Origin of the sequence: Drancourtella sp. An57 (genome assembly GCF_002161525.1) — a bacterium.
Classification (GTDB): domain Bacteria; phylum Bacillota; class Clostridia; order Lachnospirales; family Lachnospiraceae; genus Sellimonas; species Sellimonas catena.
Genome location: NZ_NFHY01000023.1, coordinates 12,429 through 38,696, shown reverse-complemented (window position 1 = coordinate 38,696; position 26,268 = coordinate 12,429). Strand labels below are relative to the sequence as shown.

The 26,268-nt window shown below is 44.6% G+C and carries 26 protein-coding genes; 9 read left to right on the top strand and 17 right to left on the bottom strand.

The genetic code is table 11. The annotated features are described in order from the left end of the window. Positions 1-5: 5 nt before the first annotated feature. From B5G11_RS14980 to B5G11_RS14950, 7 genes are all read right to left on the bottom strand, one after another. Positions 6-575, bottom strand: a complete 570-nt coding sequence (locus B5G11_RS14980; protein ID WP_087255268.1) for a glycerol-3-phosphate responsive antiterminator — start codon at positions 573-575, stop codon at positions 6-8. Positions 576-779: 204 nt separating this feature from the next. Then, entirely contained in the window at positions 780-1,490 is a 711-nt protein-coding gene (locus B5G11_RS14975; RefSeq protein WP_087166494.1) for a lysophospholipid acyltransferase family protein, read from the bottom strand. A gap of 13 nt (positions 1,491-1,503) precedes the next feature. Continuing rightward, positions 1,504-2,142 (bottom strand): Fe-S-containing hydro-lyase, encoded by a 639-nt coding sequence (locus B5G11_RS14970; protein ID WP_158099303.1) that lies wholly within the window; start codon positions 2,140-2,142, stop codon positions 1,504-1,506. Continuing rightward, complete coding sequence (locus B5G11_RS14965; protein WP_087255245.1) at positions 2,103-2,945, bottom strand: fumarate hydratase; 843 nt, start codon at positions 2,943-2,945, stop codon at positions 2,103-2,105. Before B5G11_RS14965 ends, B5G11_RS14970 begins: the two co-directional genes overlap by 40 nt. A gap of 12 nt (positions 2,946-2,957) precedes the next feature. After that, positions 2,958-4,436 (bottom strand): DUF4173 domain-containing protein, encoded by a 1,479-nt coding sequence (locus tag B5G11_RS14960; protein ID WP_087255242.1) that lies wholly within the window; start codon positions 4,434-4,436, stop codon positions 2,958-2,960. After that, positions 4,417-4,653 (bottom strand): helix-turn-helix transcriptional regulator, encoded by a 237-nt coding sequence (locus B5G11_RS14955; RefSeq protein WP_087166498.1) that lies wholly within the window; start codon positions 4,651-4,653, stop codon positions 4,417-4,419. The genes B5G11_RS14960 and B5G11_RS14955 overlap by 20 nt, the downstream gene beginning before the upstream one ends. A gap of 13 nt (positions 4,654-4,666) precedes the next feature. After that, positions 4,667-5,131 carry a DUF2975 domain-containing protein gene (locus B5G11_RS14950; RefSeq protein ID WP_087255239.1) on the bottom strand — a complete coding sequence of 155 codons (465 nt, stop codon included), beginning with the start codon at positions 5,129-5,131 and terminating at the stop codon, positions 4,667-4,669. A 213-nt stretch (positions 5,132-5,344) separates the two neighbouring features. Here B5G11_RS14950 and B5G11_RS14945 point away from each other — a divergent pair, with 213 nt between their 5' ends. The 3 genes from B5G11_RS14945 to B5G11_RS14935 all read left to right on the top strand — a co-directional run bounded on the left by B5G11_RS14945 (position 5,345) and on the right by B5G11_RS14935 (position 7,350). Further along, complete coding sequence (locus B5G11_RS14945; RefSeq protein WP_087255236.1) at positions 5,345-5,938, top strand: type IV toxin-antitoxin system AbiEi family antitoxin domain-containing protein; 594 nt, start codon at positions 5,345-5,347, stop codon at positions 5,936-5,938. Beyond that, positions 5,938-6,777 (top strand): nucleotidyl transferase AbiEii/AbiGii toxin family protein, encoded by an 840-nt coding sequence (locus tag B5G11_RS14940; protein WP_087255233.1) that lies wholly within the window; start codon positions 5,938-5,940, stop codon positions 6,775-6,777. Before B5G11_RS14945 ends, B5G11_RS14940 begins: the two co-directional genes overlap by 1 nt. 108 nt (positions 6,778-6,885) lie before the next feature. Beyond that, the gene (locus B5G11_RS14935; protein WP_087255265.1) at positions 6,886-7,350 is read left to right on the top strand and encodes a C-GCAxxG-C-C family (seleno)protein; all 465 of its coding nucleotides are present in this window, start codon (positions 6,886-6,888) and stop codon (positions 7,348-7,350) included. A 22-nt stretch (positions 7,351-7,372) separates the two neighbouring features. Here B5G11_RS14935 and B5G11_RS14930 read toward each other — a convergent pair whose 3' ends face one another. From B5G11_RS14930 to B5G11_RS14915, 4 genes are all read right to left on the bottom strand, one after another. After that, entirely contained in the window at positions 7,373-10,042 is a 2,670-nt protein-coding gene (locus B5G11_RS14930; RefSeq protein ID WP_087255230.1) for an ABC transporter permease, read from the bottom strand. Further along, positions 10,039-10,722 (bottom strand): ABC transporter ATP-binding protein, encoded by a 684-nt coding sequence (locus tag B5G11_RS14925; protein ID WP_087255227.1) that lies wholly within the window; start codon positions 10,720-10,722, stop codon positions 10,039-10,041. The genes B5G11_RS14930 and B5G11_RS14925 overlap by 4 nt, the downstream gene beginning before the upstream one ends. 94 nt (positions 10,723-10,816) lie before the next feature. Next, positions 10,817-11,821 carry a HAMP domain-containing sensor histidine kinase gene (locus B5G11_RS14920; protein WP_242959077.1) on the bottom strand — a complete coding sequence of 335 codons (1,005 nt, stop codon included), beginning with the start codon at positions 11,819-11,821 and terminating at the stop codon, positions 10,817-10,819. A 2-nt stretch (positions 11,822-11,823) separates the two neighbouring features. Continuing rightward, positions 11,824-12,501 carry a response regulator transcription factor gene (locus tag B5G11_RS14915; RefSeq protein ID WP_087255225.1) on the bottom strand — a complete coding sequence of 226 codons (678 nt, stop codon included), beginning with the start codon at positions 12,499-12,501 and terminating at the stop codon, positions 11,824-11,826. 253 nt (positions 12,502-12,754) lie between these two features. Here B5G11_RS14915 and B5G11_RS14910 point away from each other — a divergent pair, with 253 nt between their 5' ends. Beyond that, positions 12,755-14,074, top strand: coding sequence for an MATE family efflux transporter (locus tag B5G11_RS14910; RefSeq protein ID WP_087255222.1), 1,320 nt, complete (start codon positions 12,755-12,757; stop codon positions 14,072-14,074). Between the two features lie 83 nt (positions 14,075-14,157). Here B5G11_RS14910 and gyrA read toward each other — a convergent pair whose 3' ends face one another. The 6 genes from gyrA to dnaA all read right to left on the bottom strand — a co-directional run bounded on the left by gyrA (position 14,158) and on the right by dnaA (position 22,623). Next, on the bottom strand, positions 14,158-16,656 hold the full coding sequence (gene gyrA / locus B5G11_RS14905) for a DNA gyrase subunit A (protein ID WP_087255219.1): 2,499 nt from the start codon (positions 16,654-16,656) through the stop codon (positions 14,158-14,160). 17 nt (positions 16,657-16,673) lie between these two features. After that, a complete protein-coding gene (gene gyrB, locus B5G11_RS14900; protein WP_087255216.1) occupies positions 16,674-18,587 on the bottom strand; it encodes a DNA topoisomerase (ATP-hydrolyzing) subunit B in 1,914 nt (637 codons plus the stop codon). 13 nt (positions 18,588-18,600) lie between these two features. Then, positions 18,601-19,686 carry a DNA replication/repair protein RecF gene (gene recF, locus B5G11_RS14895; RefSeq protein WP_087166508.1) on the bottom strand — a complete coding sequence of 362 codons (1,086 nt, stop codon included), beginning with the start codon at positions 19,684-19,686 and terminating at the stop codon, positions 18,601-18,603. 14 nt (positions 19,687-19,700) lie between these two features. Next, positions 19,701-19,910, bottom strand: coding sequence for an RNA-binding S4 domain-containing protein (locus B5G11_RS14890; RefSeq protein WP_087166509.1), 210 nt, complete (start codon positions 19,908-19,910; stop codon positions 19,701-19,703). Between the two features lie 17 nt (positions 19,911-19,927). Continuing rightward, complete coding sequence (dnaN, locus tag B5G11_RS14885; RefSeq protein WP_087255213.1) at positions 19,928-21,034, bottom strand: DNA polymerase III subunit beta; 1,107 nt, start codon at positions 21,032-21,034, stop codon at positions 19,928-19,930. 179 nt (positions 21,035-21,213) lie between these two features. Continuing rightward, positions 21,214-22,623: a chromosomal replication initiator protein DnaA gene (gene dnaA / locus B5G11_RS14880; protein ID WP_087255210.1), complete on the bottom strand. Its 1,410-nt coding sequence runs from the start codon at positions 22,621-22,623 to the stop codon at positions 21,214-21,216. Positions 22,624-23,168: 545 nt separating this feature from the next. On the opposite strand from dnaA, the gene rpmH reads away from it, so the two are divergent. From rpmH to jag, 5 genes are all read left to right on the top strand, one after another. Next, positions 23,169-23,303 carry a 50S ribosomal protein L34 gene (rpmH, locus tag B5G11_RS14870; RefSeq protein WP_024733939.1) on the top strand — a complete coding sequence of 45 codons (135 nt, stop codon included), beginning with the start codon at positions 23,169-23,171 and terminating at the stop codon, positions 23,301-23,303. A gap of 88 nt (positions 23,304-23,391) precedes the next feature. Further along, positions 23,392-23,781 (top strand): ribonuclease P protein component, encoded by a 390-nt coding sequence (gene rnpA / locus B5G11_RS14865; RefSeq protein ID WP_087166513.1) that lies wholly within the window; start codon positions 23,392-23,394, stop codon positions 23,779-23,781. Continuing rightward, positions 23,778-23,993 carry a membrane protein insertion efficiency factor YidD gene (yidD, locus tag B5G11_RS14860; protein WP_087166514.1) on the top strand — a complete coding sequence of 72 codons (216 nt, stop codon included), beginning with the start codon at positions 23,778-23,780 and terminating at the stop codon, positions 23,991-23,993. Before rnpA ends, yidD begins: the two co-directional genes overlap by 4 nt. A gap of 31 nt (positions 23,994-24,024) precedes the next feature. Next, entirely contained in the window at positions 24,025-25,314 is a 1,290-nt protein-coding gene (locus B5G11_RS14855) for a YidC/Oxa1 family membrane protein insertase (RefSeq protein ID WP_087166515.1), read from the top strand. Between the two features lie 24 nt (positions 25,315-25,338). Continuing rightward, on the top strand, positions 25,339-26,205 hold the full coding sequence (gene jag, locus B5G11_RS14850) for an RNA-binding cell elongation regulator Jag/EloR (RefSeq protein WP_087166907.1): 867 nt from the start codon (positions 25,339-25,341) through the stop codon (positions 26,203-26,205). Positions 26,206-26,268: the final 63 nt, after the last annotated feature.

Genomic DNA, 26,268 nt, shown 5'->3' with positions numbered 1-26,268 from the left:
GTATTTTACATTGTCCAGACATTCTGGTTTGTGGAAGAAACACACAATGCTCCTGCCGACAGTGCAGCCATAACGGATTTTCTGTCTGTAATCAAACCTCCTGCGATAATCGGGGTCTTCAGATCCTGACAGATGTTCCGGATAATATCCGGCATCAGTCCGGGCAGGATTTCAATGACATCCGGTCTGACTCCGCCCGGAAGAGTCCTGACATTTTCCAGCGCCATGGAATCAATCAGGAAATACCGCATGACGGTGAACATTCCCAGTTCTCTCCCTCGTTTGATCAGAGCCGGTTTTGTAGAAATGATCCCGTCCGCCTGCGTAGCCTTTTTGATAAAATCCACCGCAATCTCCCTGCTTCCAAGTCCGGTAATCAGATCTGCATGGACAACTGCCATCTTCCCCGACTCCTTGATTCTTCCTACAAGATCCGGAATACTGCAGAGATCTCCAAAAAGGATGAAGACAACCTTGATGTCTTCCAGACCGCAGCATTTCTCCAGTCCCTCCTCATCCTTCACCGCCGCAATCACCGGATTTTCCTCCAGCATATCATAGAATCTCTGGTTCATTTTTCTTCCACTCACTTCCTTCATTCTGATTCTCCGGAATCAGAAACTCTATCCTCCTCTGTTTCCAGAAAAAAAGAAGAGCAAAACAAAACAACATCTCTGTTGTCCTGTTGCTCTCCCGTCTCAGCATTTGTTCTTCAATTAAGAAAAGTTTATCATAATGCTGTCTCTTTTACAAGAGATCCTGCCGAAATTCTTATGGTATCAGATATTCTCTTCTATTGTCTGTTCGATCCTTTTTTTTACCTCTGCTGCAATCTCCGTCGTTTTCATGTCTTTGTATTCTTCGTAATACATCGGTTTCAAAAAATGAACCTGTACAGTCACCGGTTTGATGCTGTTTGTATCAAACGGCTTAAATGCGTCAATCAGTGCCACCGGAATGATCGGACATTTTGCCTTTGTTGCCGATTTGAAGCTTCCTCCTTTGAAAGTCCCCGGTTTATTTCCCTCTTTAGATCTTGTTCCCTCCGCAAAAATCAGGTAATTTCTTCCACTTTTCACTTCATTTGTCACATCGATGATGACCTGCATGGCCTGCCTGACATCCTCCCTGTCAATCATGTACGCCTTCATGCAGGCAAAGACCTGTTTCAGAAACGGAATATTGGCAATTTCCTTTTTTGCGACAACCGAAAAAGGAACCGGGCATGCCTCAAGCACTGCCAGCACATCGTAAAGCCCCTGATGGTTTGGGAAAAACATAAATCCGTTTTCTTTCGGGATGTTTTCCTGTCCGTGTACTTCGATATGGACGCTGCCTCCCTTATTTGCCTTGTGGTCAATATACTTTAAAAGGCGGTATCGCTCTTCTTCCGTATATTTATCTACGTGGCTGGCGTAATAGCACAGTTTAATCCATCCGTACGGAACAAAAATCAGATTCCGGATGACCATCATTAATATACGCTTCATTTTTCTTCTCCTCTTATGCTTTCCTGTACTGTTCTATTGCTGTTTCGTACAGATTATTTCCTTTGCTGTCTGCCACTACGATAACCGGGAAATCTTTCACATACAGTTTGCGTACTGCCTCTGTTCCAAGATCCTCATAGGCAATCACTTCCGATGACTGGATGCACTTTGATAAAAGAGCTCCTGCTCCTCCGACAGCCGCAAAATAGACTGCCTTGTTTCTTACAACCGCATCCAGCACTTCCCTGCTTCTCTTTCCTTTTCCGATCATGGCTCCAAGGCCAAGATTCAAAAGTTCCGGTGTGTATTTATCCATACGGCTTGCCGTTGTCGGTCCTGCTGATCCGATCGGACGTCCTTCTCTTGCCGGAGACGGCCCCATATAATAAATCATTTGACCTTTTATATCAAACGGAAGTGACTCTCCCCTGTCCAGAGTTTCCTTCATCCGCTTATGCGCGGCATCTCTTGCCGTATAAATCGTACCTGTAATATAGACATAATCTCCCGCCGTCAGTTCTTCGGCAGTCTTTTTATCGATCGGTGCGCTGATCTGCTTTTCCATCGTCTTATCCTTCCTTTCTGTATTCCATCTTTCTGCTGAGGTTCTTCCTACAGTTCCCGGACAATATGCCGGTTGACGTGGCAGCATATATTGACCGCCACCGGAAGTCCTGCAATATGTGTCGGATAAGTATTGATATGAACTGCCAGAGCTGTTGTAGTGCCTCCAAGTCCGCCCGGACCGATTCCAAGTCCGTTGATCTTTTCCAGCATTTCCTCTTCCAGTTCCCTGACATACGGAATCGTGGAATGAGCCCCGGTCTCACGTGTCAATGCCTGCTTTGCCATCAGTGCGCATTTTTCAAAAGTTCCCCCGATACCGACTCCTACCACCATCGGCGGACAGGCATTCGGACCCGCCTCGCTGACCGCCTTTAATATTGCGTCTTTGACTCCCTCGATGCCATCTGCCGGCTTTAACATGAAAACCCGGCTCATATTTTCACTTCCGAATCCTTTTGGTGCCACCGTAATCCGGACAGTATCTCCAGGGGCAATGGAATAATGAATAACAGCCGGTGTATTATCTCCTGTATTGATCCGCTCAATCGGATCCCCTACAACAGATTTTCTCAGATATCCTTCGGTATAGCCTTTACGCACACCTTCATTGACAGCCTCCTCGACGGCTCCGCCCTCCAGATGGACATCCTGTCCGACCTCCAGAAAGACAACCGCCATCCCGGTATCCTGGCAGATCGGAATCATCTCATCCGCCGCAATCTGAAGATTTTCAGAAAGCTGTCCGAGAATCTGCCGTCCAAGCGGGGATGCTTCTGTCTCCTGAGAGTGTTTTAAGGCAGCCTCCATATCTTTTGAGAGATAATGGTTGGCTTCTATGCACATTTCTTTGATGTTCTCTGTGATCTCACTGACATTTACTGTACGCATCGTGTTTTCTCCTTATGTGATGTCTCCATATTCTTTCAAAAAACGCTCCGCTGATTCTTTCGCTCTCGCCTCACCGATACTGTATGTCCATCCCGGTTCATTGTCGTACATGTCTACGACTTCCTGACAGTAATGAATCAGATTTCCCGGATCTCCTTTGAGATGCTGGATCTGCTCCGCGTCCACCGCAAGCAGGAGATCTCTGGAAAACAGATACCGGATTTCATCGTATGATTCGATCCACTCTTCTTTATAGGCCAGATTATAACGTGCCATCCACTCATCCGGTCTGGAAAGGGACAAAATCAAATAGAATGCGGCACAGACAGCCGCACTGTAACGAAACAGTGGAAAGTCTTTTTTATATACATTTACTATAACACCTGCCAAAATGAAAGACAAGACACATAATCCCCACAGTACCAGGACTCTCGAAAGCGTAAACCTGTATGCTTCGATATACATGCACATCCGGTATCCGGAAGAAAGGATCATCACATACGTGCAGCCGGAAAAAACGGTAAGGAGTCTCTGCATCAGCCGTTTTGGGTAAAACAGGTGGATGACCGCAAGAACAATCAGCAGATTGATGATACTGACTCCAAGCAGTTCAAAAAATCCGCTTCTTGCGTATTCTGCATAAGTATATCCATCCGGAAGCCCCATTCCGTGTCCGAAGAACAGTGATCCGAGCTGAATCGCACAGAAAATCAGATAAACTGCCGTCAGAATCGATATGCAGGTGATCCCTGCAACCTGAATCGAACGCTCTTCTTTTTCTTCCGTCTCAAAGTCCGGATCATAATTGACAAATGCCTGCCATACGGCAAAGCAGAGAATAAATCCAGCCAGAAACAGGGTGATCCAGCCTGTCGAAAAAGAAAATCCTCTAAAATTTCCAGTAAACAGACGGATAAATTCCGCAAATACCATATCTCCTGAAAAGAGGAGCGGAAAAATTACAAGCAAAAGCAAACCTGCCAGAATGATTCCGAGCACCACCTGTCCAATATAACCTGATTTCTTCTTTTCTTCCCCGTCTTCCTTACTTTTCCGGTATCGGATCAGTGCCCGGAATGGAGACAGAAGATTTCCGAGCGGAGCAAACATCATTCTCAGATAAACCACCGTATAAGAAAGGAAATTCCAGTTCCGGTCTTCATAAAACTGGTGGATCAGGATCAGAAAGAACAATCCGATACTTCCAAACCAGTTAAACATAATAAAGAAATCCGATGTCGTCAAAGTCGATGATACACCGAGCAGCACCATCACGGTCATATAATAGACCGTCTCTTTTTTCAGTTTCATTTCAAACATCCGGAAAAATCCCGCAAGAAACAGGCAGGTTACCAGCATCAGGACCGGAATCCCGATTCCGCTCATATTCCGGTACAGAAGAACCGCAAACAAGATCCCGTAGATCAGACTGCCCGCAAGCAGTTTTCCCGTCTTTTGTTCCATGATTACTTCATATCTGCTCTTCTCCATCCTTTTCCTCCTCTTCTTCTACATATTCGATCAGATCTCCCGGCTGACAGTGGAGCGCCTTGCAGAGTGCTTCCAACGTCGTAAACCGTACGGCCTTTGCCTTATTGTTTTTCAGGATTGACAGATTGGCCATCGTGATATCGACTTCCTTCGACAATTCCGTCAGCCCGATCTTTCTTTTTGCCATCATGACGTCCAGATTCATACGTATTGCCATCTTCAGAACCCTCCTAAATTGTCAGATCATTTTCTTTTTTATAGCGGACCGCTTCTGAAAAGACACCCGCCAGCACGAAGCTGAACAACGCCGCAATAAAAAATACAACAATAATCACCACGCCTGCCACGGTTCCCGCAAATATGGTTTTCACAAGAAACGCTGCCGCAATCACAAAACTTGCCGTGCCCATGATCTTGAGTTCTCTCACGTTTTCATCTACAAAACAGTCCTGACTTATGACAGTCTTCATCATCTTCCTGAGGCAGAATACAATCGCAAGTCCCATCACACCGGAAATCAGATAAACCGCCACATACAGGATATAGTGTTCCCGGATGACTCCCGCAAAATGATCTCCTGCGTACTGTAAAAGAAACGGGGACATCAAAAGTACAATCACCCCGGAAACAAACATAAAATCCAGAATCCATTTTGTTCCCAGTATCAGTCTTCTCTCAGATCTTTTTCCAATCATTGTTTTGCATCCTCCTTGCTGCTCTTTGACTTTTCTATACCATAGCACGGTGCTTATTGTTTTTCAATATAGATTTATCGTTTTTCGATAAAATTAAGAATTTCTTCATTCACTACATTCAACCTGATACGGAAATTGAACTTCTAAAAAATATGTACAAAATTGATACTATATGATATAATGGTGTCAAGTTAAGCCGAAAAGGGTGATGTTATGATTGATTTAGATTCTTTAAAAAAACTTGTCAGGGAAAATGGTTATCTCTATACCAAAGACGTAACCAACGCAGGAATTCGCCGGGAATATCTCAAAAAATATTTGGAAGAAGGCAGCCTGATTCGGGAAAGTCGGGGAATCTATTCCTTTGCTGACAGTATCAATGATGAATTTGTATTGTTGCAGAGCAGATGTAAAAAAGGCGTTTTCTCTTATGGAACAGCATTGTATTTTCATGGCCTGTCAGATCGGTTTCCACAGATGATTTCCATGACAGTGCCGAAGACCTACAATGTATTTTATCTAAAAGAAGAATTATTTCATGTAGAGTTCCACAGAATCAAACCGTCCTTATGGGACCTTGGAATGATAAAGATGATCTCACCGCAGGGCGGGAAAATCACGGTCTATGATAGAGAACGGTGTATCTGTGATATGATACGAAGCCGCAAGCAGACTGATCCACAGGTTTTTATTCAGGCGGTGAAAGGATATTTTTCTTCCAAAGAGCGTGATAATATTCGCTTGATGGAATATGCCAAGAAATTTCACATTGAGGAAAAAGTGCAAGAGTATATGGAGATATTATGATGAAAACACCAGAACAATTAAAAGGATCCATCCGCAGCCTGGCAAAAAAGAAAGGAATCCATGCACAGGAAGTCCTCCAGATTTTCATGTTTGAACGTATCATTGAACGTCTTTCCGTTTCTTCATACAAGGACAAGTTTATTTTAAAAGGCGGTCTTTTAATTTCCGCCATCCTTGGAATAACTGAACGGACTACAATGGATATGGACACAACTGTAAAAGGATTTCCAATGGATGAAAAGAGCATACGGAAAGCGATCACCGAAATTCTGAATCAGCCAGTGAATGATGGAATCGAATTTCAGCTTTTATACCTAACACCTATCCGTGAAGATGACGAATACGAAAATTTCCGTGCTTCGATCCAAGCGACTTACGGAAAAATGAAAATATCTATGAAGATTGATATAACGACCGGTGACGAAATTACACCAAAAGAAGTCCAATTTTCCTACCCATTCCTGTTTGATGACCGCCAAGTACTTGTGAAAGCCTATACACAGGAAACTATACTGGCGGAAAAATACGAAACGATTATCCGAAGAAATATCGGAAATACGCGTGCAAGAGATTTTTATGATTTACACCTTTTGTATCGACTATATCAGGAAAATGCAGACTGGGACCTTTTAAAACAGGCAGTTCTTTCCACAGCGAAGAAAAGAGATTCCTTATCCGTTCTGCAGGACACGGCACGTATTCTGCCAGCGTTGAGAGAATCAACTGTTCTGCAGGGTTTATGGAAAAGGTATCAAACACAAAATTTATATGCAAGAGAGATTACATATCCTGCTATCATGGAAACAATAACTGAGTTTACAGAGAGAATGAATTTCTAGCAAGAACTGTAAACAAAATATAGAAAAATCCTGATGTGCTGCATTTTACTTTTTTCTTTCGGAATTATATAATGGGATATAAAGAGAGAAGAGAAAAGAGGAATGGATATGAATACAAATATCGATATGGAACAGCTTGCACAGGACGCAGATAACATCTTCCATCAGGGATTTGCCTGTTCGGAATCTGTCATCTATGCAATCCGTAAAAATTTTGAGATTGATCTTTCTGATGACGCCATTGCCATGAGCAGCGGATTTCCGTGGGGTCTGGGCGGAGGCGGCTGCATCTGCGGAGCTCTGGCAGGAGGTGCGATGTGCATCGGCTACTTCTTTGGCCGGAGGACGCCGGGAGATCCGAGAAATCAGCGTTGCTTCGCACTGACGAAGGAACTCCATGATTTCTTTACGGAATCCTTCCATTCGCCTTGCTGCGGAGTATTGATCAAAGACTACGACAGGGACGCCCCGGAACGGAAAGCCATGTGTACGGACATTGTCACTTCTACTACAAAAAAGACTGCGGAGATTATTTTAAGAGAGCTGAAACATGACGAACAGCAGGAATCCTAAGCGCGATTCCTGCTGTTCTTTCTTATGAATCTTTCTTTAATTCATCAATAATATTCTGTTTTTTGATCTTACTCATGGAGTAGAGCATCGTGATAAATACAACTGCAAATACCCAGATCACCGAAATGAGAATTCCTTCCCAAGGCTGTCGGAAATCTACAGCTGCTCCCTGGCTCAGAACCATAAACATGGCAAAGCTGATCAGAAGAGACAGGATTACTCCGTAGAAGATCGAACGGAATCCGTAGATCAGACACTCGTAATTCATCATCTTCTTCATGCTTTTCATATTCATTCCCATGGACTTGAGCATGGCAAATTCCCGTTTTCTCAGCATGATATTGGTGGAGATCGTATTAAACACATTGACTGCCGCAATCAGGGAGATCAGTGTAATAAATCCAAATGAAAGAATACGGATCGCGATCTGAATTCCTCTGTCCTGTTCATACTGCTGTGCAATATTTCTGAGCGCATCTTTATCGATCCCTCTCTCTTCCATTTTCTGAGTCAGATCTTCATAAGAGTTCTGATAATTGGAAGACTGAATCTGATAGCACCAGATGAATCCAGAACGGTTATAACTGTTCGTTCCAATGAGCTCTTCTCCACGACTCTCTGGAATCACAATCGTACAGATGGAATTTGAATTTTCAACCCCTTCCGGCATCTGATCTACACGATGTCCCAATACAAGGCTTTCTGCTCCGTTCATAATTGTATTTGGATCCTGAAATTCCTCATCATAGGATGGATTTTCCGGAAGGATCTGGATGTTGATCCCCTCCTGGTCTATCGTACGGACATTCTCATACCGCCCGCTTTCTCCATTATAGAACTGATAGTTATCATAAAAGAGGACTTCTCTGTTCCCTTTCTGCATATACGGAGCCGGATTCACTCCCTGAGAAGAAGCATACTCCTCAAACGCTTCATCCGAAAGGCCGATCACCTCAAAATATTCGTAATAATTTTTCTCATTGAATGGTGATGCTGCTTCCTCGGTAATTGTATAAAATTCCTGAAGTCCATATCCCCATATATGGTTTGTAGCTTCATCAGCGAGATCCTCTTTCGCGATCCCGGCCGGCATGCTCATTTCTCCATGAAGTTCTACTTCATCCACATCCTCGCCCTGCTCAAACATCTGAAGCAGGTCTTCCCGTTCATTATCGGCTCCTTCTGTGGCATCTTCTTCGGAATCAACCAGCACAAACTGAAGTTCATATTCCGGTGCTTCCAGCATAAAACTTCCTGTCATGTCCATATAATTCGAGAACAGGGTTGCCGACGTAAAGAGCACAATGCTAATGGTCAGAGAAAATACAGTTGCACGGTATTTCTTCCGATCCCTCTTGTAGTTTTTATCTGCCAGCATTCCTTCCAGTCCAAACAGCTTCTGGATGATTTTCGGACTTTTCACTTCTTTTGCACGGATGCGGACATCCTTATTTGCCCGGATTGCCTCCAGCGGCGTGATCTTTTTAATTCTTGCCGCAGGAATCCAGACGGAAATGCAGATGATCAAAAACGCTATCAGAGCCGATAACAAAATGGCTCCCGGCGATGTCTGCAATGTCATCTTTCCGCTCTGCGTACCATGGATAAATTGAGCCATGGAATCTCCGATAAAGTACAGAGTAACTCCGATTCCTCCGATTCCGCAGAGAATCCCGATCGGAATTCCGATTGCTCCCACAACCAGTGCCTCCTGCCACATGGATCTGCGCAGCTGACGCTTCGTTGCTCCAATGGAGGATAACAGGCCAAACTGCGTCGTCCGTTCTCTAAGCGAAATAGAAAACGCATTGTAGATAAGGGAAACGGCTCCTACTCCAATGATCACAATCAGTATTGTCAACATTCCATTCAACATTCCTTCAAAGGAAGCGTTTCCAGAGACGCCCATCCATCTCAGGACACTGGTATTTCCCTGCATGGAAAACTCATCCTCATATTTTTCCATAAAAGCAAATGCGTCCGAAGGGTTTTTCAGTTCCATATAGATCTGGTTGACAGACTGGGATTCCTCTCCTTTTCCTATAAAAGCATCCAGACCTGCGCCTGCTACCTGGGTGTCTCCCCAGTGTTCCAGAAAACCAACTACTTCAAACTGTCTCTGCTCACGCTCCTGGAAAGTCTCCATTGGATTCCCTTCCTCATCAACCTGAATATAGGCATTGAAAGGCAGGCTGTTTCCCTCTGCATCTTTTCTGTCTCCCACCGGGAACGAAATCGTATCTCCGATTCGGATTTCATTATCGTTTTGCTGAAGTCCTCCCTGAATAATGATCTCATTTTCATTTTCCGGAAGCCTTCCCTGGGTCAGTTTGACAGAAAGCATTTCAGCCGCTTTTTCATCAATACTCTGAAGATACAGATATTGTCCGAAAAGATCCTCATCATTTTCACCGATCTTGGCATATCCGATCTCGGAAATCACGGAAAAATCTTTCACTTCCTCATTTTCCTGAAATTCTTTGACCTGCTCTTCGGAAAGACCTTTTGCCACAACATGCCAGTTACCGTCAGTTTCTACCGCATAATCGTACATATATCTCTGCAAACTGATTCCCAGAGTGATGACCGCCGATATCATTGCGGTGGCAAGAATGACACCGATGATCGTCACGATCGTTCTTGCCTTGTTCTGTTTCATTGTTCTGTTGGTAATGGTTGCAAAGATATTCATGAGCGGACCACCTCATCTCTTACAATCCGCCCGTCTTCCAGGGTAATAATCCGGTCCGCCTGAAGGGCGATATTTTCATCGTGGGTGATTACAAGCATCGTCTGGTCATATGCCCGGTTGGAATACCGCAGAAGATTCATGATCTCCTTACTGTTTTCCGAATCCAGATTTCCGGTCGGCTCATCCGCCAGCAGAATAGCCGGGGCATTTAACAGTGCTCTTCCGATGGATACTCTTTGCTGCTGTCCTCCGGAAAGCTCGTTTGGCAGATGGTGAATCCGGTCTTTCATGTTCAGTACTTCGATCAGCTCGTCAAACCGCTTCTGATTGACCTTTCTTCCGTCCATCAGCACCGGAAGCGTCATATTTTCCTCTACATTGAGAACCGGGATCAGGTTGTAAAACTGATAAATCAGCCCCACTTGTCTCCTTCTGAAGATAGCAAGTGCCTCCTCTTTCTGTGCATAGACGTCTTTTCCGTCCACATATACTTTTCCGGATGTCGGCCGGTCCACTCCTCCGATCAAATGAAGAAGTGTGGATTTTCCGGATCCGGATGATCCGATAATGGAGACAAACTCTCCTTTCTCCACTGAAAAAGAAACTCCGTTGAGCGCGTGTACCTCATTTTCTCCTTTTCCGTAAACTTTCGTCAGATTTTCTATTTTTAGAATTTCCATACTTTTTCCTCCTCCTGCTTTCTGAAAATGAGTATACCCGGCCCGCATGACACCCGGATGACTTTTTCATAACAATTCTGTCACTTTCCGTTTTTTAACGGTTTTCATAAAAACGCATCTGAAATTTCGCCCCTCCTTCTTTTGCGTTTTTTGCTGTAATCACCGCCTTCTCGTGGGAAAGGATGCTGCGTGAAAGCGCAAGTCCAATGCCAAAATTCTGCTGTTCCGACATTCTGCCTTTATAAAACCGCTCAAAAATGTGCGGCAGATCCTTTTCATCGATTCCCTTTCCGGAATCTGTCACCGAAATCTCCGTGTAGAGAGGATTCTCCTCCCAGGAAATCCGGATTGTTCCGCCGTAAGGGGTGTGTTCCATACAGTTTTTCAGTACATTTTCGACTGCCTCCATAGTCCAGGATTCATCTCCATAAAATGAGGCATCCTCATTTCCATTCAAAATGACCTGCTGCTCCCTAAGCTCCATCGGAATTTCAAGAACACTTAAGACTTCTCTCAAAAACGGTCTTACCATAATTTTCTGTTTTTCCAATGTAACCGCCCCTGCATCCAGTTTGGAAATTTTCAGAAGAGCCAGGATCAGCCACTCCATCCTCTGAAGCATCCCTGTCATTTCCCGGTATATTTTTCGTTTCTGTCCTTCTTCCATATCCGGTCTTCTGAGCCGTTCTACCATAAGATTTAAAGAAGTAAGGGGCGTGCGGATCTGATGGGAAATATCAGCAAGCGCATTGGCAAGATAACTCTTTTCCCGTTCCAGCTGCTCGTTCTGCTCTCTTAAACGCACAGTCATCTTATAGATCTCGTCTTTTAGAATTTCGAGATCCCCTTCCTTATATTCACCAAGCTCCAGCTGATCCTCTCCATGAAGAATCCGGTCGACCTTCTGGGTCAGTTTTTCCATATCCTCATACCGCCTTCTCAGGCAGATGAGAAAAATCCCAAGAAGGATCAGACCTTCCGCCATCAGATAAAAGACCGCATTTCCTCCTGTTAAAAGAAAACAGATGCAGACTGCAGCTGTAGTAAGCAGGAAAGCGGACATATAGCTTCCAATCTCCCGGTTCCGAAACAGTTTCATCCTTATCCCTCCATCTTATATCCAAGTCCCCGAACCGTTTTGATGATCTTCGGCTCCTGTGGATTGTCCTCGATCTTTTCTCTCAGTCTTTTAATATAGACTGTCAGCGTATTGTCATTGACATACTCTCCTGCAATATCCCAGATTTCCTCCAGAAGCATGGATCTTGACATCACCATGCCCCGATGCTGGAAAAAGACTAGCAGCAGCCTGTATTCCAGCGCCGAGAGAAATACTTCCTCTCCCTTTTTTGTCGTAATTCCCTTGACCGGATCCACGCAGATGTCCTGACAGGAAAGCATCTTCTGGTTCCGTCCCGTTCTTCTGAGTACCGTCCTCATTCTGGATACCAGCTCCCTTGGTCGGAACGGCTTGCTGATATAATCGTCCGCTCCCATCTCCAGTCCTGTCACCACGGAAAATTCATCGTCCAGCGCCGTCAGAAAAATAATCGGAATCTCATATCTGGACTTGATCTGTGTACAGGCACTGTAACCGTTTCCCTGTGCCAGCGTAACATCCAGAAGGATCAGGTCAAATTCCTGCTCTTCCAGAAGTCTCATCGCTTTTTCCTGCCCTTCGGCGTACTGTACTTCAAAGCCTTCCCCCTTTAAAAATTCTGTCAGATTTTCTATAATCAGCCGGTCGTCCTCCACCAGCAGAATTTTTGTCGTCTGCATACCCGGTCTCTCCTTTCATCATCTTCTTCCTGTTTTTCATTAAACAGGATAGGCAGAAAAAAGTCAACTCATCTGAATTTTTCCTTGACTCTTTCCTGGCATTCTGATATTCTGAGTCGAGAAATAAAATAAAGACTTACCGCCGGGTAATCAAGCGTTGGATTTTGTATCGTAGGCCTTTGAAGATACAAAATGTCAGCGCTTTTCTTTTTGTCTTTTCCGGCGTGGAAGTCCGAAATAACAGGAGGGTTTTATGACGAAAAATACACCATTTCAGGATTTTATCAGGTATTCCTTTTTCAGCATTATGGGTATGATTGCCATTTCCTGCTATATTCTTGCTGATACCTTTTTTGTGGCCCAGGGACTGGGGACAAATGGTCTTGCAGCCCTGAATCTTGCCATTCCGACCTATGATTTTATTCATGGAACCGGACTGATGCTCGGAATGGGAGGCGCTACCCGTTTTTCCATTCTGAAAAGCCAGAATAATCAGAAGGGTGCCGATACGATTTTTACGAATACCGTATATCTGGGGATCTTTTTCTCAATAATTTTTATGCTCGGAGGGCTGTTTTTCTCCGGTTCCCTGGCAAGACTCCTTGGTGCCAATCAGAATACCTTCGAAATGACAAATACGTATCTACGTGTGATGATGCTGTTTTCACCGGCCTTTATTTTTAATGATATCATTCTCTGTTTCGTAAGAAACGACGGCAATCCAAGACTTTCCATGATTGCAACCGTATGCGGAAGTCTGTTCAATGTCGTATTTGACTATATTTTTATCTTCCCTTGCAATATGGGAATGCTTGGTGCGGTTCTTGCCACCGGATTTTCTCCGGTTGTCGGACTCACTATCATGTCCCCGCACTGGCTTGGAAAGAAAAGAGGATTCCATTTCCGGAAACTGGTTCCGGATGCAGATTCCATCCGTACCAATATTTCCCTTGGATTTCCTTCCCTGCTGTCCCAGATCAGCGCCGCGATTGTCATGATTATATTTAATATGCTGATTCTGGGCCTGGAAGGCAATACAGGAGTAGCTGCCTACGGAGTCATCGCCAATATTTCCCTCGTGGTTCTTTCTTTCTATACCGGAATCGCCCAGGGAATCCAGCCGCTTGTCAGCCATTCCTACGGCCGGAAAAAGACGGACGGCATCCGGCAGTTTCTGCGCTACGCCATGATTTCCATGGTGATCCTGTCCGCAGTGATGTACCTGATCCTCTTTGTATTTGCGGATCCGATCGCATCTGCATTTAACAGCGAACACAACGCAAAGCTGCAGGAGATTGCAATAACCGGACTGAAGTTATATTTTACCTCCCTTGTGTTTGCGGGATTCAATATCATCCTTTCGATGTACTTTACTTCCGTCGAGAAGGCACTTCCGGCACAGATCATCTCTCTCCTGCGGGGGCTGATCCTGATTATCCCGATTGCCTTTCTCTTTGCAAACCTCTGGGACATGACAGGTGTCTGGATGTCCTTCCCGGCTACCGAGCTTGTGACGGCGGTTGTTGGAGCTGTACTGTATTTCATTTACAAAAACCGGCTTTATAGCAGATAAAAAAACAGGAAGACATTCTCGATCTGAGAACATCTTCCTGTTTTCTATGTAACCGTGCACAAAATAGGGGCGCGATTACTTCTTTATTCTTCTGTCACTTCTTCGTTCTCTTCCTGGCTTTCTTCCTCTTCGTCCCCGTCATCTTCCGTCTTTCTGACTTTTGCGATGCTTGCCACGCTGACGTTATCGTCCAGGTTGATGAGTTTGACGCCGGATGTAATCCGTCCCAGTTTTGAGATGCCGGAGCACTCGGTCCGGATGATAATGCCTTCGGTATTGATAATCATGATCTCATCGTCCTCATCGACGGCTTTCACACCTACGACATTTCCTGTCTTTTCAATGATCTTGTAGCATTTGATTCCTTTTCCGCCTCGGTTCTGTGGTGTGAATTCTTCCATAGCGGTCAGTTTTCCCATACCTTTTTCCGATACAATCAGGAGATATTCTCCCTGGATATCAAGCTGCATTCCGATAACTTCATCCTGATCACCAAGATTCATTCCACGTACTCCCATGGATGTTCTTCCTGTCGGCCGGACATCTGTTTCGTGGAAACGAATACACTGTCCGTATTTTGTTACAAGCAGAATGTCCTTCGTATCGTCTGTCGTCTTAACCTCGATCAGTTCGTCGTCTTCTCTGAGTGTGATGGCTGCCAGTCCTGTCTTTCTGACATTTGCGTAGTCCATGATCGGAGTCTTCTTGACAAGACCCTTCTTGGTTGCCATGAACAGATACTGTCCTTCTTCATACTCCTTGATCGGGATGACTGCGGTGATCTTCTCCTCCGGCTGAAGCTGAAGCAGATTGATGATCGCCGTTCCTCTTGCGGTCCTTCCCGCCTCCGGAATTTCATATCCTTTCAGACGGTAGACTCTTCCTGTATTGGTGAAGAACATAATATAGTGATGGGTTGAGCACATAAAGAGCTCTTCCACGTAGTCCTCATCCAGTGTCTGCATTCCTTTGATACCGCGGCCTCCACGGTTCTGGCTCTTGAAGTTATCCGTTGTCATCCGCTTGATATATCCAAGCTTTGTCATGGTGATCACAACGTCCTCTCTCGGAATGAGATCTTCTGTAGAGATGTCGTACACATCGAATCCGATCTGTGTCCGTCTCTCGTCTCCGTATTTTTCGCTGATCGCAAGGATCTCTTCTTTGATGACTCCAAGAAGCAGGTTTCTGTCTGCCAAAATTGCTTTCAACTCCCCGATCCGTTTCATCAGTTCTTCAAATTCTTTTTCCAGCTTCTCTCTTTCCAGTCCGGTCAGAGCACGCAGACGCATGTCTACGATTGCCTGTGCCTGTGCGTCAGAGAGCTGGAAGCGTTCCATCAATTCCGTCTTTGCAAGCTGTACGGTCTGGGAACCACGGATAATCTTGATGACTTCGTCAATATTGTCAAGGGCAATGAGCAGTCCCTGTAAAATATGGGCACGCTCTTCTGCCTTGTTTAACTCATACTGGGTTCTTCTCGTAATTACTTCTTCCTGATGTTTCAGGTAATGTCCGAGCATATCCAGAAGATTCATGATCTTCGGCTCCCCGTTCACGAGTGCCAGCATGATGACTCCAAACGTATCCTGGAGCTGGGTGTGCTTGTAGAGCTGGTTTAAGATGACGTTTGCGTTGGCGTCACGTCTCAGCTCAATACAGATTCTCATACCTTCCCGGCTGGACTGGTCGCTTAAGTCAACGATACCGTCGATTCTCTTTTCTTTCACCAGATCCGCAATCTTGGCAATGAGTCTTGCTTTATTGACCATGTACGGGAGCTCTGTCACAATGATCCGGCTCTTGCCGTTTGCCATGGCCTCAATATTAGTTACGGCCCGGACAACAATCTTTCCTCTTCCGGTGCGGTACGCCTCGTTGATTCCTCTTGTTCCGAGGATCGTCGCTCCGGTCGGGAAGTCCGGTCCTTTTACAATCTTCATAATGTCTTCGATGGTCGTCTCTTTATTCTCCATCTGGTCATCGATGATCCTGACTACCGCACCAATGACTTCTTTTAAGTTGTGCGGCGGAATATTTGTCGCCATTCCGACCGCGATACCGGAGGTTCCGTTTACGAGAAGATTCGGAAATCTCGCCGGAAGTACAACCGGTTCCTTTTCCGTCTCGTCAAAGTTCGGCTCAAAGTCTACGGTATTTTTATTGATATCCGCAGTCAGTTCCATGGAAATTTTACTGAGTCTTGCCTCTGTATAACGCATGGCTGCCGCGCCGTCCCCGTCCACGGATCCAAAGTTTCCATGGCCGTCTACAAGCGGATAACGTGTGGACCAGTCCTGTGCCATATTAACCAGGGCTCCATAGATGGAACTGTCACCGTGCGGATGATATTTACCCATCGTATCACCGACGATACGCGCACATTTACGGTGCGGCTTGTCCGGACCGTTGTTCAGCTCGATCATCGAATACAGGATTCTTCTCTGTACCGGCTTCAGACCGTCCCTTACATCCGGAAGCGCACGGGAAGCGATAACGCTCATGGCATAGTCGATATACGACTCTTTCATTTTTTTCTCAAGATCGATTTCCTCGATCTTATCAAAGATAGTATCTTCCATTGCTTATCTCCCTTCCCTTATACATCCAGATTCTTCACGTATTTCGCATTTTCCTCGATGAACTCACGTCTCGGTTCGACCTTGTCTCCCATCAGAGTCGTAAATGTCAGATCCAGTTCCGAGGATGTCTCTTCATCCATCGTCACACGGATCAGAATTCTCTGTTCCGGATCCATCGTCGTCTCCCAGAGCTGATCTGCATCCATCTCACCAAGTCCTTTGTATCTCTGGATCTTGTTATTCTGGTCACGTCCCACTTCCGCGAGAATGGATGCAAGCTCCTCATCGCTGTACGCATACCAGACTTTTTTATTTTTCTCAAGTTTGTAAAGCGGCGGTTTTGCAAGGTATACATGTCCTTCTTTGATCAGATCCGGCATAAACCGGTAAAGGAATGTCAGAAGCAGGGTACTGATATGTGCCCCGTCCACATCCGCATCGGTCATGATGATAATCTTGTCATACCGTAGCTTGCTGATATCAAAATCTTCATGGATTCCGGTTCCGAAAGCTGTAATCATAGCCTTGATCTCCGCGTTTGCGTAAATCTTGTCCAGTCGTGCCTTCTCCACATTCAGAATCTTACCACGAAGCGGCAGAATCGCCTGGGTCGTACGGTCTCTCGCCGTCTTTGCGGAACCGCCGGCGGAGTCTCCCTCTACAATGTAGATTTCACAGTTTTTCGGATCCTTGTCGGAACAGTCCGCAAGCTTTCCAGGCAGAGACATGCCTTCCAGCGCCGACTTTCTTCTTGTCAGATCACGCGCTTTTCTCGCTGCCTCTCTCGCTCTTTGTGCCATCACAGACTTCTCAATAATTGTCTTTGCCACAGCCGGATTCTGCTCCAGGAAAATCTCAAGCTGGGAGCTTACGATACTGTCGACCGCTCCTCTTGCCTCGCTGTTTCCAAGCTTCTGCTTTGTCTGTCCCTCAAACTGAGGCTCCGGAAGTTTAACACTGACAATGGCAGTCAGTCCTTCCCTGATATCTTCACCGCTCAAGCTCTGCTCATTTTCCTTGATCAGTTTATTCTTCTTTGCATAAGCGTTGAACGTCTTTGTCAGAGCATTACGGAATCCCACAATATGAGTACCACCTTCCGGTGTTGTAATATTATTGACAAACCCGTATGTACTCTCTGTGTAGGAATCGTTATGCTGCATTGCAACCTCCACATACACATCATCTCTTGTGCCCTCACAGTAGATAATCTGCTCATAAAGAGGCTGCACGCTTCGGTTTAAATAGCTTACAAATTCGCGGATTCCTCCTTCATAGTGGAAGGACTCCTCCCGTTTTTCCTCTCTGTCGTCTTTTAATGTGATCTTCAGATTTTTTGTAAGGAATGCCATTTCACGGAGACGCTGTCTTAACACTCCGTAATCAAACACTGTCTCCTCAAAAATCGTCTCGTCCGGAAGGAAAGTGACTTTCGTTCCGGTTTTATCAGGGTCACATTCCCCGATTACAGTCAGCGGAGTGACGACCTTGCCTCTCTCATAACGCTGTTCATGAATTTTGCCGTCTCTCCATACTTCTACTACAAGCCAGTCTGAAAGCGCATTGACAACGGATGCCCCTACTCCGTGAAGACCGCCGGATACCTTGTATCCTCCGCCTCCGAATTTTCCGCCGGCATGAAGTACCGTAAATACGACTTCCACGGCAGGAAGCCCGGATTTATGGTTGATGCCGGTTGGAATGCCTCTTCCGTTGTCAATGACTGTCACGGAATTATCCGCGTTGACCGTCACTTCGATCGTATCACAAAATCCCGCAAGCGCCTCATCCACCGCATTGTCCACGATTTCGTACACAAGGTGGTGAAGTCCTCTTGCAGAAGTGCTGCCGATATACATTCCTGGTCTTTTGCGGACCGCCTCCAACCCTTCCAAGATCTGGATTTGATCTCCACCATATTCTGCGCTCATACTGATCCTCCTATTAATTTTCATTTGTTACATGTCCATTCTGGACAAGGAACACTTTATTGATTGAAAAACGATGATTCACGAACTCTTCCACACCGGTACAGGTGATCAGAGTCTGAATATCGTGTATGCTGTCTAATAAATAGTTTTGCCTGTGTTTATCAAGTTCAGACAACACATCGTCCAAAAGTAAAACCGGTGTGTCATGAATCACCCGCTTTACGATCTCAATCTCCGCAAGCTTCAGGGAAAGTGCCGCTGTACGCTGCTGTCCCTGAGAACCGAACTTCCGGATGTCCATATCATGGATCCGAAAGCAGATATCATCCCGGTGTGGACCCGCAGAGGTACTCTTCATCCGGATATCCCGCTCCCGGTTCTTTTTCACCGCCTCCTCAAGGGACATCTCCCCTGTGGACGGTTCGTACTCCATGACAAGCCGTTCCTTTCCCCCGGTCAGCTTTTCATGTATCTCTCCGACGATCTCATTGATCTCCCGGATAAACTTCCGCCTTCCTTCCATGACCAGCTCCCCGTACCGGATGAGCTGCAGATCCCAGATGTCCAGCGTATCTCTTAAATTATCCTGAAATGCCATCTCTTTTAACAGTCGGTTCCTCTGGTTGACCACCCGGTTATAGTCCGCCAGGTTGTTCAGATAGATCTTATCGAGCTGGGAGAGCTCCAGATCCATGAACCGTCTCCTCTGAGCCGGACCATCCTTGATAATATTCAGATCCTCCGGTGAAAAAAACACCAGATTAATGATCCCGAACAGTTCGCTTGCACGTTTCACCGGCATCCGGTTGATGGCCGCCCCCTTCGGGCTGTTTTTTTTCAGATGGATATCGATTCGAAAAGGAACCCCATTTTTCAGAACCTCGACCTCAATATGGGATTCCTCTTTTCCAAACGAAATCATATCCCTGTCCTTTGTTCCGCGGTGCGACTTCGTCGTGCCCGCAAGGTAGACCGCCTCAAGAATATTCGTCTTTCCCTGGGCATTATCCCCGTGAAAAATATTTGTGACAGGATGAAATTCAAGATTTAAAAGTTCATAGTTTCTAAAATTTTTTAATTTCAATGACTGGATGATCATGCCGCACCTGTCCGCTATTTCTGTATTTTGATTTCCTGTCCGTCGAAGGATACGACGTCCCCGTCATACAGCTTTCTTCCGCGTCTTGTGTCGACACTTCCATTGACCTTCACAAGGCCGTCCTGGATGACTTCTTTCGCCTCTACCCCGGATTCACAAAGTCCGGCAGCTTTCAGAGCCTGTCCAAGCTTGATAAATTCATCCCGAAGTGTAATTGTCTCCATCTGGTAACCTCTTTCCTTTAGATTGCGTTAAAGTTGACCGGAAGGATCAGATATACATAACTTTCCTTCTCATCCTTGATAAAGCATGGAGCCTTCGCATTCATAAAGTACAAAGCGACTTCCTCATCATCGATCACTCTCAGGGCGTCGATCAGGAATTTCGGATTGAATCCGATCAGAAGATCCTTTCCTTCTTTTGTGATAAAAATCTCCTCATCCATGGATCCAAGCTGTGACTGGATCTTCAGCTCCATTGTTTCGTCGCCGATCTGAATGATGATCGGACGCTTGTCTCCTTCTTTTACAAGAAGCGTTGCACGGTCAATACAGTTTAACAGTTCTTTTTTATTAATGTGTACCTTCGTCTCATAATCGCTTGAGAGCATCTGCTCAATGCGGAAATACTCTCCCTCGATCAGACGGGATACGACGACAGTCTGATCAAATTCAAATACAATATGATTTTCTGCAAAGTAAATCTGTACTTCGCTCTCGGCATCGCCGGATAAAATCTTGCTGATTTCTGTGAGTGTCTTTCCTGGAACGACAACTTTTTTATGGTCATAGTTGTCTTTCAGCTCAATCTTCCGGATGGAGATTCTGTGACCGTCCAGTGAAACTACTTTCAGAATGTTATCTTCTACTTCAAACAGCTCGCCGGTCATCAGCTTGTTGCTCTCTGTATCAGCAATAGAAAAGATTGTCTGGCGGATCACTTCTTTTAATGTATATTGTGATACCAGAATGGATTCGTTCTTTTCAATATATGGAAGGTAGGCGAAATCACTTCCGGATTTTCCGGCAATCTGAAATTTCGCTTTCTCACAGATAATTAATGTTTGTTCATTTTCATCCGTTGTGATAACGATTTCACTATCCGGGAGCTTTCTGACAATTTCAGAAAAGATTTTTGCATCCAGAGCAATCATACCAGGCTGTACAATTTCACCTTCGATAATTGTTTCGATTCCAAGTTCCATATCATTTGCTGTCAGTTTGATTATATCGTTTGTCGCATCAATCAAAATACATTCCAGAATCGGCATTGTTGTTTTAGAAGGAACTGCTTTGGAGACGATTCCCACACCTTTTGCCAGATTGGATTTTGTGCAGATAATTTTCATGTGTATAACTCCTTTCGCTGAGCCAGATAAATTTTTATATATAAGATATCCGCATTCGCCGCCTTAGGATGTGTGGATATGTGCATAACCTGTGCAAACCCGCGCCAGTTCGTGGATTCCGGGATGGAAATCTTCGTTGAACGGGCTTGGATTTCATGAGGATGAATGCAGGAAAACCATCAAAGCGGACTGATTTTCTTTTGAATGATACTGAGTGTATTTTTCAGAGAATCATTGTTTTCCATATCTTTCGACACTTTATCCACACCATGTTTCACAGTCGAGTGGTCTCTTCCGCCAAGTAAGGATCCGATCATTTTCAGAGGGGTGTCTGTCATGGAACGGCAAAGATACATGGCAATATGACGTGCGCTTGTTGTCTTTGCGTCGCGGCTTGCGCTCTTTAAGTCCGCTACAGAGATCCCGAAATGTTCGGAAACTGTTTCGATGATCAGTTCCGGCGTGATCTTCCGGTTTTCATCCGGCGAGATCAGATCTTTTAAAGCCTCGGCTGCAAGTGAAATATTGATCTCTTCGTTCTTTAATTTATACAGTGCGATCAGTTTGTTAAGAGAACCTTCCAGCTCCCGGATGTTGGATTTGATGTTAGTCGCAATAAACTGCAGAACATCTTCCGGAATATGGTAGCGTTCCAGCTGATCGGATTCGATTTTTTTCTTCAGAATTGCCATTCGGGTCTCGTAATCCGGAGCCGAAATATCAGCGATGAGTCCCCACTCAAACCGGGTACGAAGCCGTGCCTCCAGTGTTTCGATATCCTTAGGAGGTTTGTCCGAGGAAATGATGATCTGTTTTCCGGCCACATGCAGGTGATTGAATGTGTGGAAAAACTCTTCCTGGGTACTCTCCTTTCCTATAATAAACTGGATATCGTCAATCAGGAGCACATCGACATTTCTGTATTTATCACGAAAAGCAGTCATCGGAAGTTCGTTTCCTGTTTTACCGCTTCTGAGGGATTCGATCAGCTCATTGGTAAAGGCCTCACTTGTCACGTAGAGAACCTTTTTCTTCGGATCTTTTTCCAGAATAAAATGAGCAATCGAATGCATCAGATGGGTTTTCCCAAGTCCTACACCTCCGTAGAGGAATAAAGGATTGTATACTTCACCCGGTGATTCTGCAACTGCAAGGGATGCGGCATGGGCGAAATTGTTGTTTTTGCCGACGACAAAGGTATCAAATGTATAGCGCGGGTTTAAGTTTGCACGCTCTATCATAAGAAGATTGTCGTTTTTCTTTGTGTGTGCCGCTGCTTTTTTCTTGTGAGCATTTGCTATTTCTTCTACCTTTTCCAGTTCGCTCGGGTTATCCGGAATAAATTTGACATCATACTCGATTCCGGTAATTTCAGCGATCGAAACTTTAAATGGAAGGAGGTATTTTTTCTCTATGTAATCGATATAATCACCGGTCCCATCTAACGTCACGAGAATATAGACGGTATTTTCAATTACATCATAGACTTTTAATGGAAGAATCCATGTTTTAAATGAAACGTCGGAAAGACTATGCTCAAGTCTTAAATTTTCAATTATTTCATTCCATTTTTCTGTTACGATGTCCATTTTGATGACTCCTAATCTTATTGTTTTAGTACTGTCCGCCTGTCAGAGACGTCTGATCAGGACATGACTGAAAAGCACAGCAAAAAACACCCGACACAAAAAAACGGGCCGGATTTTCGCTGCGATCTCGTGAAATAAATAGATTCACTCCCTTATATATTACAACAAAAAGATTTCAAGTGCAATGTAAAATCGATGTGGATAAGATTTTGAACAGTGGAAAACCGCATGAAACCGGAAAAAAAATGACGAATTTAGCAGAATCCAACATGTTTTCCACACAAAATCACAAAATTATCCACAAAATGTTGAAAACATGTGGAAATCAGCGTGTAAAGCATTCCGGAGCAGATAAAATTGTCCCGGTCCTGTGGAAAGGAGCTGTATAACTGTGGATCCTTGTGAAAAAACGTAAAAAAATCACGGAATTACTTGACTTGCAGGGGGTTTTTGACTATAATCAGACGTGGTGTCTTTTAGCAAAGAACGATATTAATGTACTTATATTTATATATATAAGTTTCAGGTTAAGGAGGTGGAAAGTAATGAAAATGACATTTCAGCCAAAGAAACGTTCCAGAGCGAAAGTTCATGGATTCAGAGCAAGAATGAGCACGGCAGGCGGAAGAAAAGTTCTCGCAGCCAGAAGAGCAAAAGGAAGAAAAAGATTATCAGCGTAGGCCGCATATATGTGGCCTTTTCTTCTATACAGAATGAAGAAAAGGCGGATAATCTGCGTACCGTAGAACATATCAGGAGCATACGGCAATGCAGTTTTCAGAATCATTGAAAAAGAACAGGGATTTTCAGCTGACCTATAAAAAAGGAAAATCCTATGCAAACAGATATCTTGTCATGTATGTCAGAGAGAATGGTACCTCGGGCAACAGACTGGGACTTTCAGTCAGCAAAAAGGTAGGGAACAGTGTAGTCCGTCACAGGGTTACACGGCTATTGAGAGAAAGTTATCGACTGCAGGAAGAGCATTTCCGGCGTGGATATGACATAATTATCATTGCACGGGCTTCGGCAAAGGACAAAAGCTATCAGGAAATAGAAAGTGCAGTGGTCCATCTCGGAAAACTTCATCATATATATTTACAGGACACACAGCAGGATTCTTCGGATAAGGGAAATGAAATGGAGATGAAACGATGAAAAAACTGTTGCTTGCAGTAATTCGTTTTTACAGAAAGCATTTATCAAAGTACAAGCTGCCGACACAGCACTGTATTTATACGCCGACCTGTTCGGAGTACGGACTGGAGGCAATCGAGAAGTACGGAGCCTTAAAGGGAGGACTTCTTACGGTCTGGAGAATACTCAGATGTAATCCGTTCCACCGGGGAGGATACGATCCGGTACCGTAATTAAATAATACCTGAATATGGAGGAGAACTGATGGAAGGTTTATTATTGACACAGTCATCGGCTCCGATCGTCGGCCAGATTTCCTGGCTTCTGGGGCATCTGATGAACGGAATTTTCAGTGTGCTTAGTAATGTATTCCATATTGAAAATATTGGTCTTTGTATCATTATTTTTACAATCATTATCTATACACTGCTTCTTCCATTGACGTACAAACAGCAAAAGGCGTCAAAACTGACTGTTGTAATGAATCCGGAGCTTAGAAGGATTCAGAACAAATATAAGAACAAAAAAGACCAGGCATCGATGATGAAGATGCAGGAAGAAACCAAGATGGTCTATGAGAAATACGGAACTTCCATGATGGGAGGCTGTTCGCAGCTTTTGATCCAGCTGCCGATTCTGTGGGGTCTGTTTTATGTAATCCGTAATATCCCGGCTTATGTAGACGGAATCAAAGAAGTTTACATGCCGCTCGTAAATCAGCTTTTGTCCACCGAAGGCGGACAGGCGGCAATGGAGGCGCTTGGTAAGACGAATGCGATTGCAATGGATCCGTCCAGATATAAATTCAGCCAGCCCAACGTTATGGTGGATGCGCTTTACAAATTTCAGGAAAGCAGCTGGGATACTCTGGCCGACAAACTGCCGGATCTGGAGTCGCTGATCCGTTCTACTCAGGATAGTCTGACACATTTGAATTCTTTCCTCGGAATCAATATTGCGGAAACTCCACTGAATATTTTCATGAATTCGATTCAAACAGGAGCTGTTATAGCGGCAATCCTGGCTCTGTCTATTCCGATTATTTCGGGATTGACACAGTATATCAGTATGAAACTTTCACCGACGGCAGCGCCGACAGAAAATGACAGCAGTGACAATTCCATGGTAAATTCCATGAATGCAACGATGAAGATCATGCCGTTATTTTCAGTGGTAATGTGTTTTACATTCCCTTCCGGTATCGGACTTTACTGGATCGCCAGTGCAGTAGTACGTATGATTCAGCAGCTTGCTATTAATAAATATCTTTCCAGGATATCGATTGAAGAACTGATTGAGAAGAATCAGAAAAAAGCGGCGAAAAAGAGAGAAAAGAAGGGCACAAACGCACAGAAACTTTCTGAGATGGCTCAGGTTCACGCAAGAAGCATTGAAGAGCCAAAACAGAAAAAGATGACAGAAAAAGAAAGAGAAGAAGCCTTACAAAGAGCGGCTGAGAAGAGCAAAAACGCAAAATCAGGAAGCCTCGCAGCGAAAGCAAATCTGGTAAGACAGTATAATGAAAGTAATCATAAAGACAGTCAAAAGAAGTAAGAGATGAAGAAAGAGGTTATCAGGATGGGTGAAATTACAGTATCAGCAAAAACAGTGGATGATGCAATTACAGAAGCCCTGATCCAGCTTGGTGTTACAAGTGATATGCTGGAATACGATGTAATTGAAAAAGGAAGCAGCGGTTTTCTTGGAATCGGAAGCAAACAGGCTGTCATCCGTGCATGGAAAAAGAAAACAGTAGAAAAAGAAGATGAATTAGAAGAGCTTAAAGAAGAAATCCAGGAGGTCATCTCTGAGGTAAAAGGCGAAGAAAAAGCAGTAAAACCGGAGATGAAATCCGAGGTAAAAGAGAAAAAACCGCGCAGAGAAAAGAAAGAGCGGAAAGAAAAAAGAGAAAAAGAAGCGGCTGAAGTGAAAGAAGTAAAAGAAACAAAGCCGGTTCAGGAGAGTAAAAAGCTCGCAAAAGTGCAGGATGAGACAATTGCAGCATGTGAGAAATTCCTCACAGACGTGCTTCACGCAATGGATATGGAAGTTAAAATTTCATCCCGTATTGATGAAGAGGGCGCCCTCGAAATCGTGATGGATGGAAAGAATATGGGAATCCTGATCGGTAAGAGAGGTCAGACACTGGATTCTCTTCAGTATCTTACAAACAGAGTAGCAAACAAGACACAGGATGGATATGTGAGAGTGAAGCTGGATACAGAAGACTACAGAAGAAGAAGAAAAGAAACTCTCGAAAATCTTGCGAAAAACATTGCCTACAAGGTAAAGAGAACGAAGAAACCGGTTGCTCTGGAACCGATGAATCCATACGAAAGAAGAATTATTCATTCTGCTCTTCAGGCAGACCGTTATGTGACGACACACAGTGAAGGAGAAGAGCCTTACAGAAGAGTCGTAGTAACCTTAATCAGAAATAAGTAAAGATAGAAAAAGGGCTGATTTCCATGACAACAGGAGAATCTGCCCTTTTTGTTTTTTGAACAG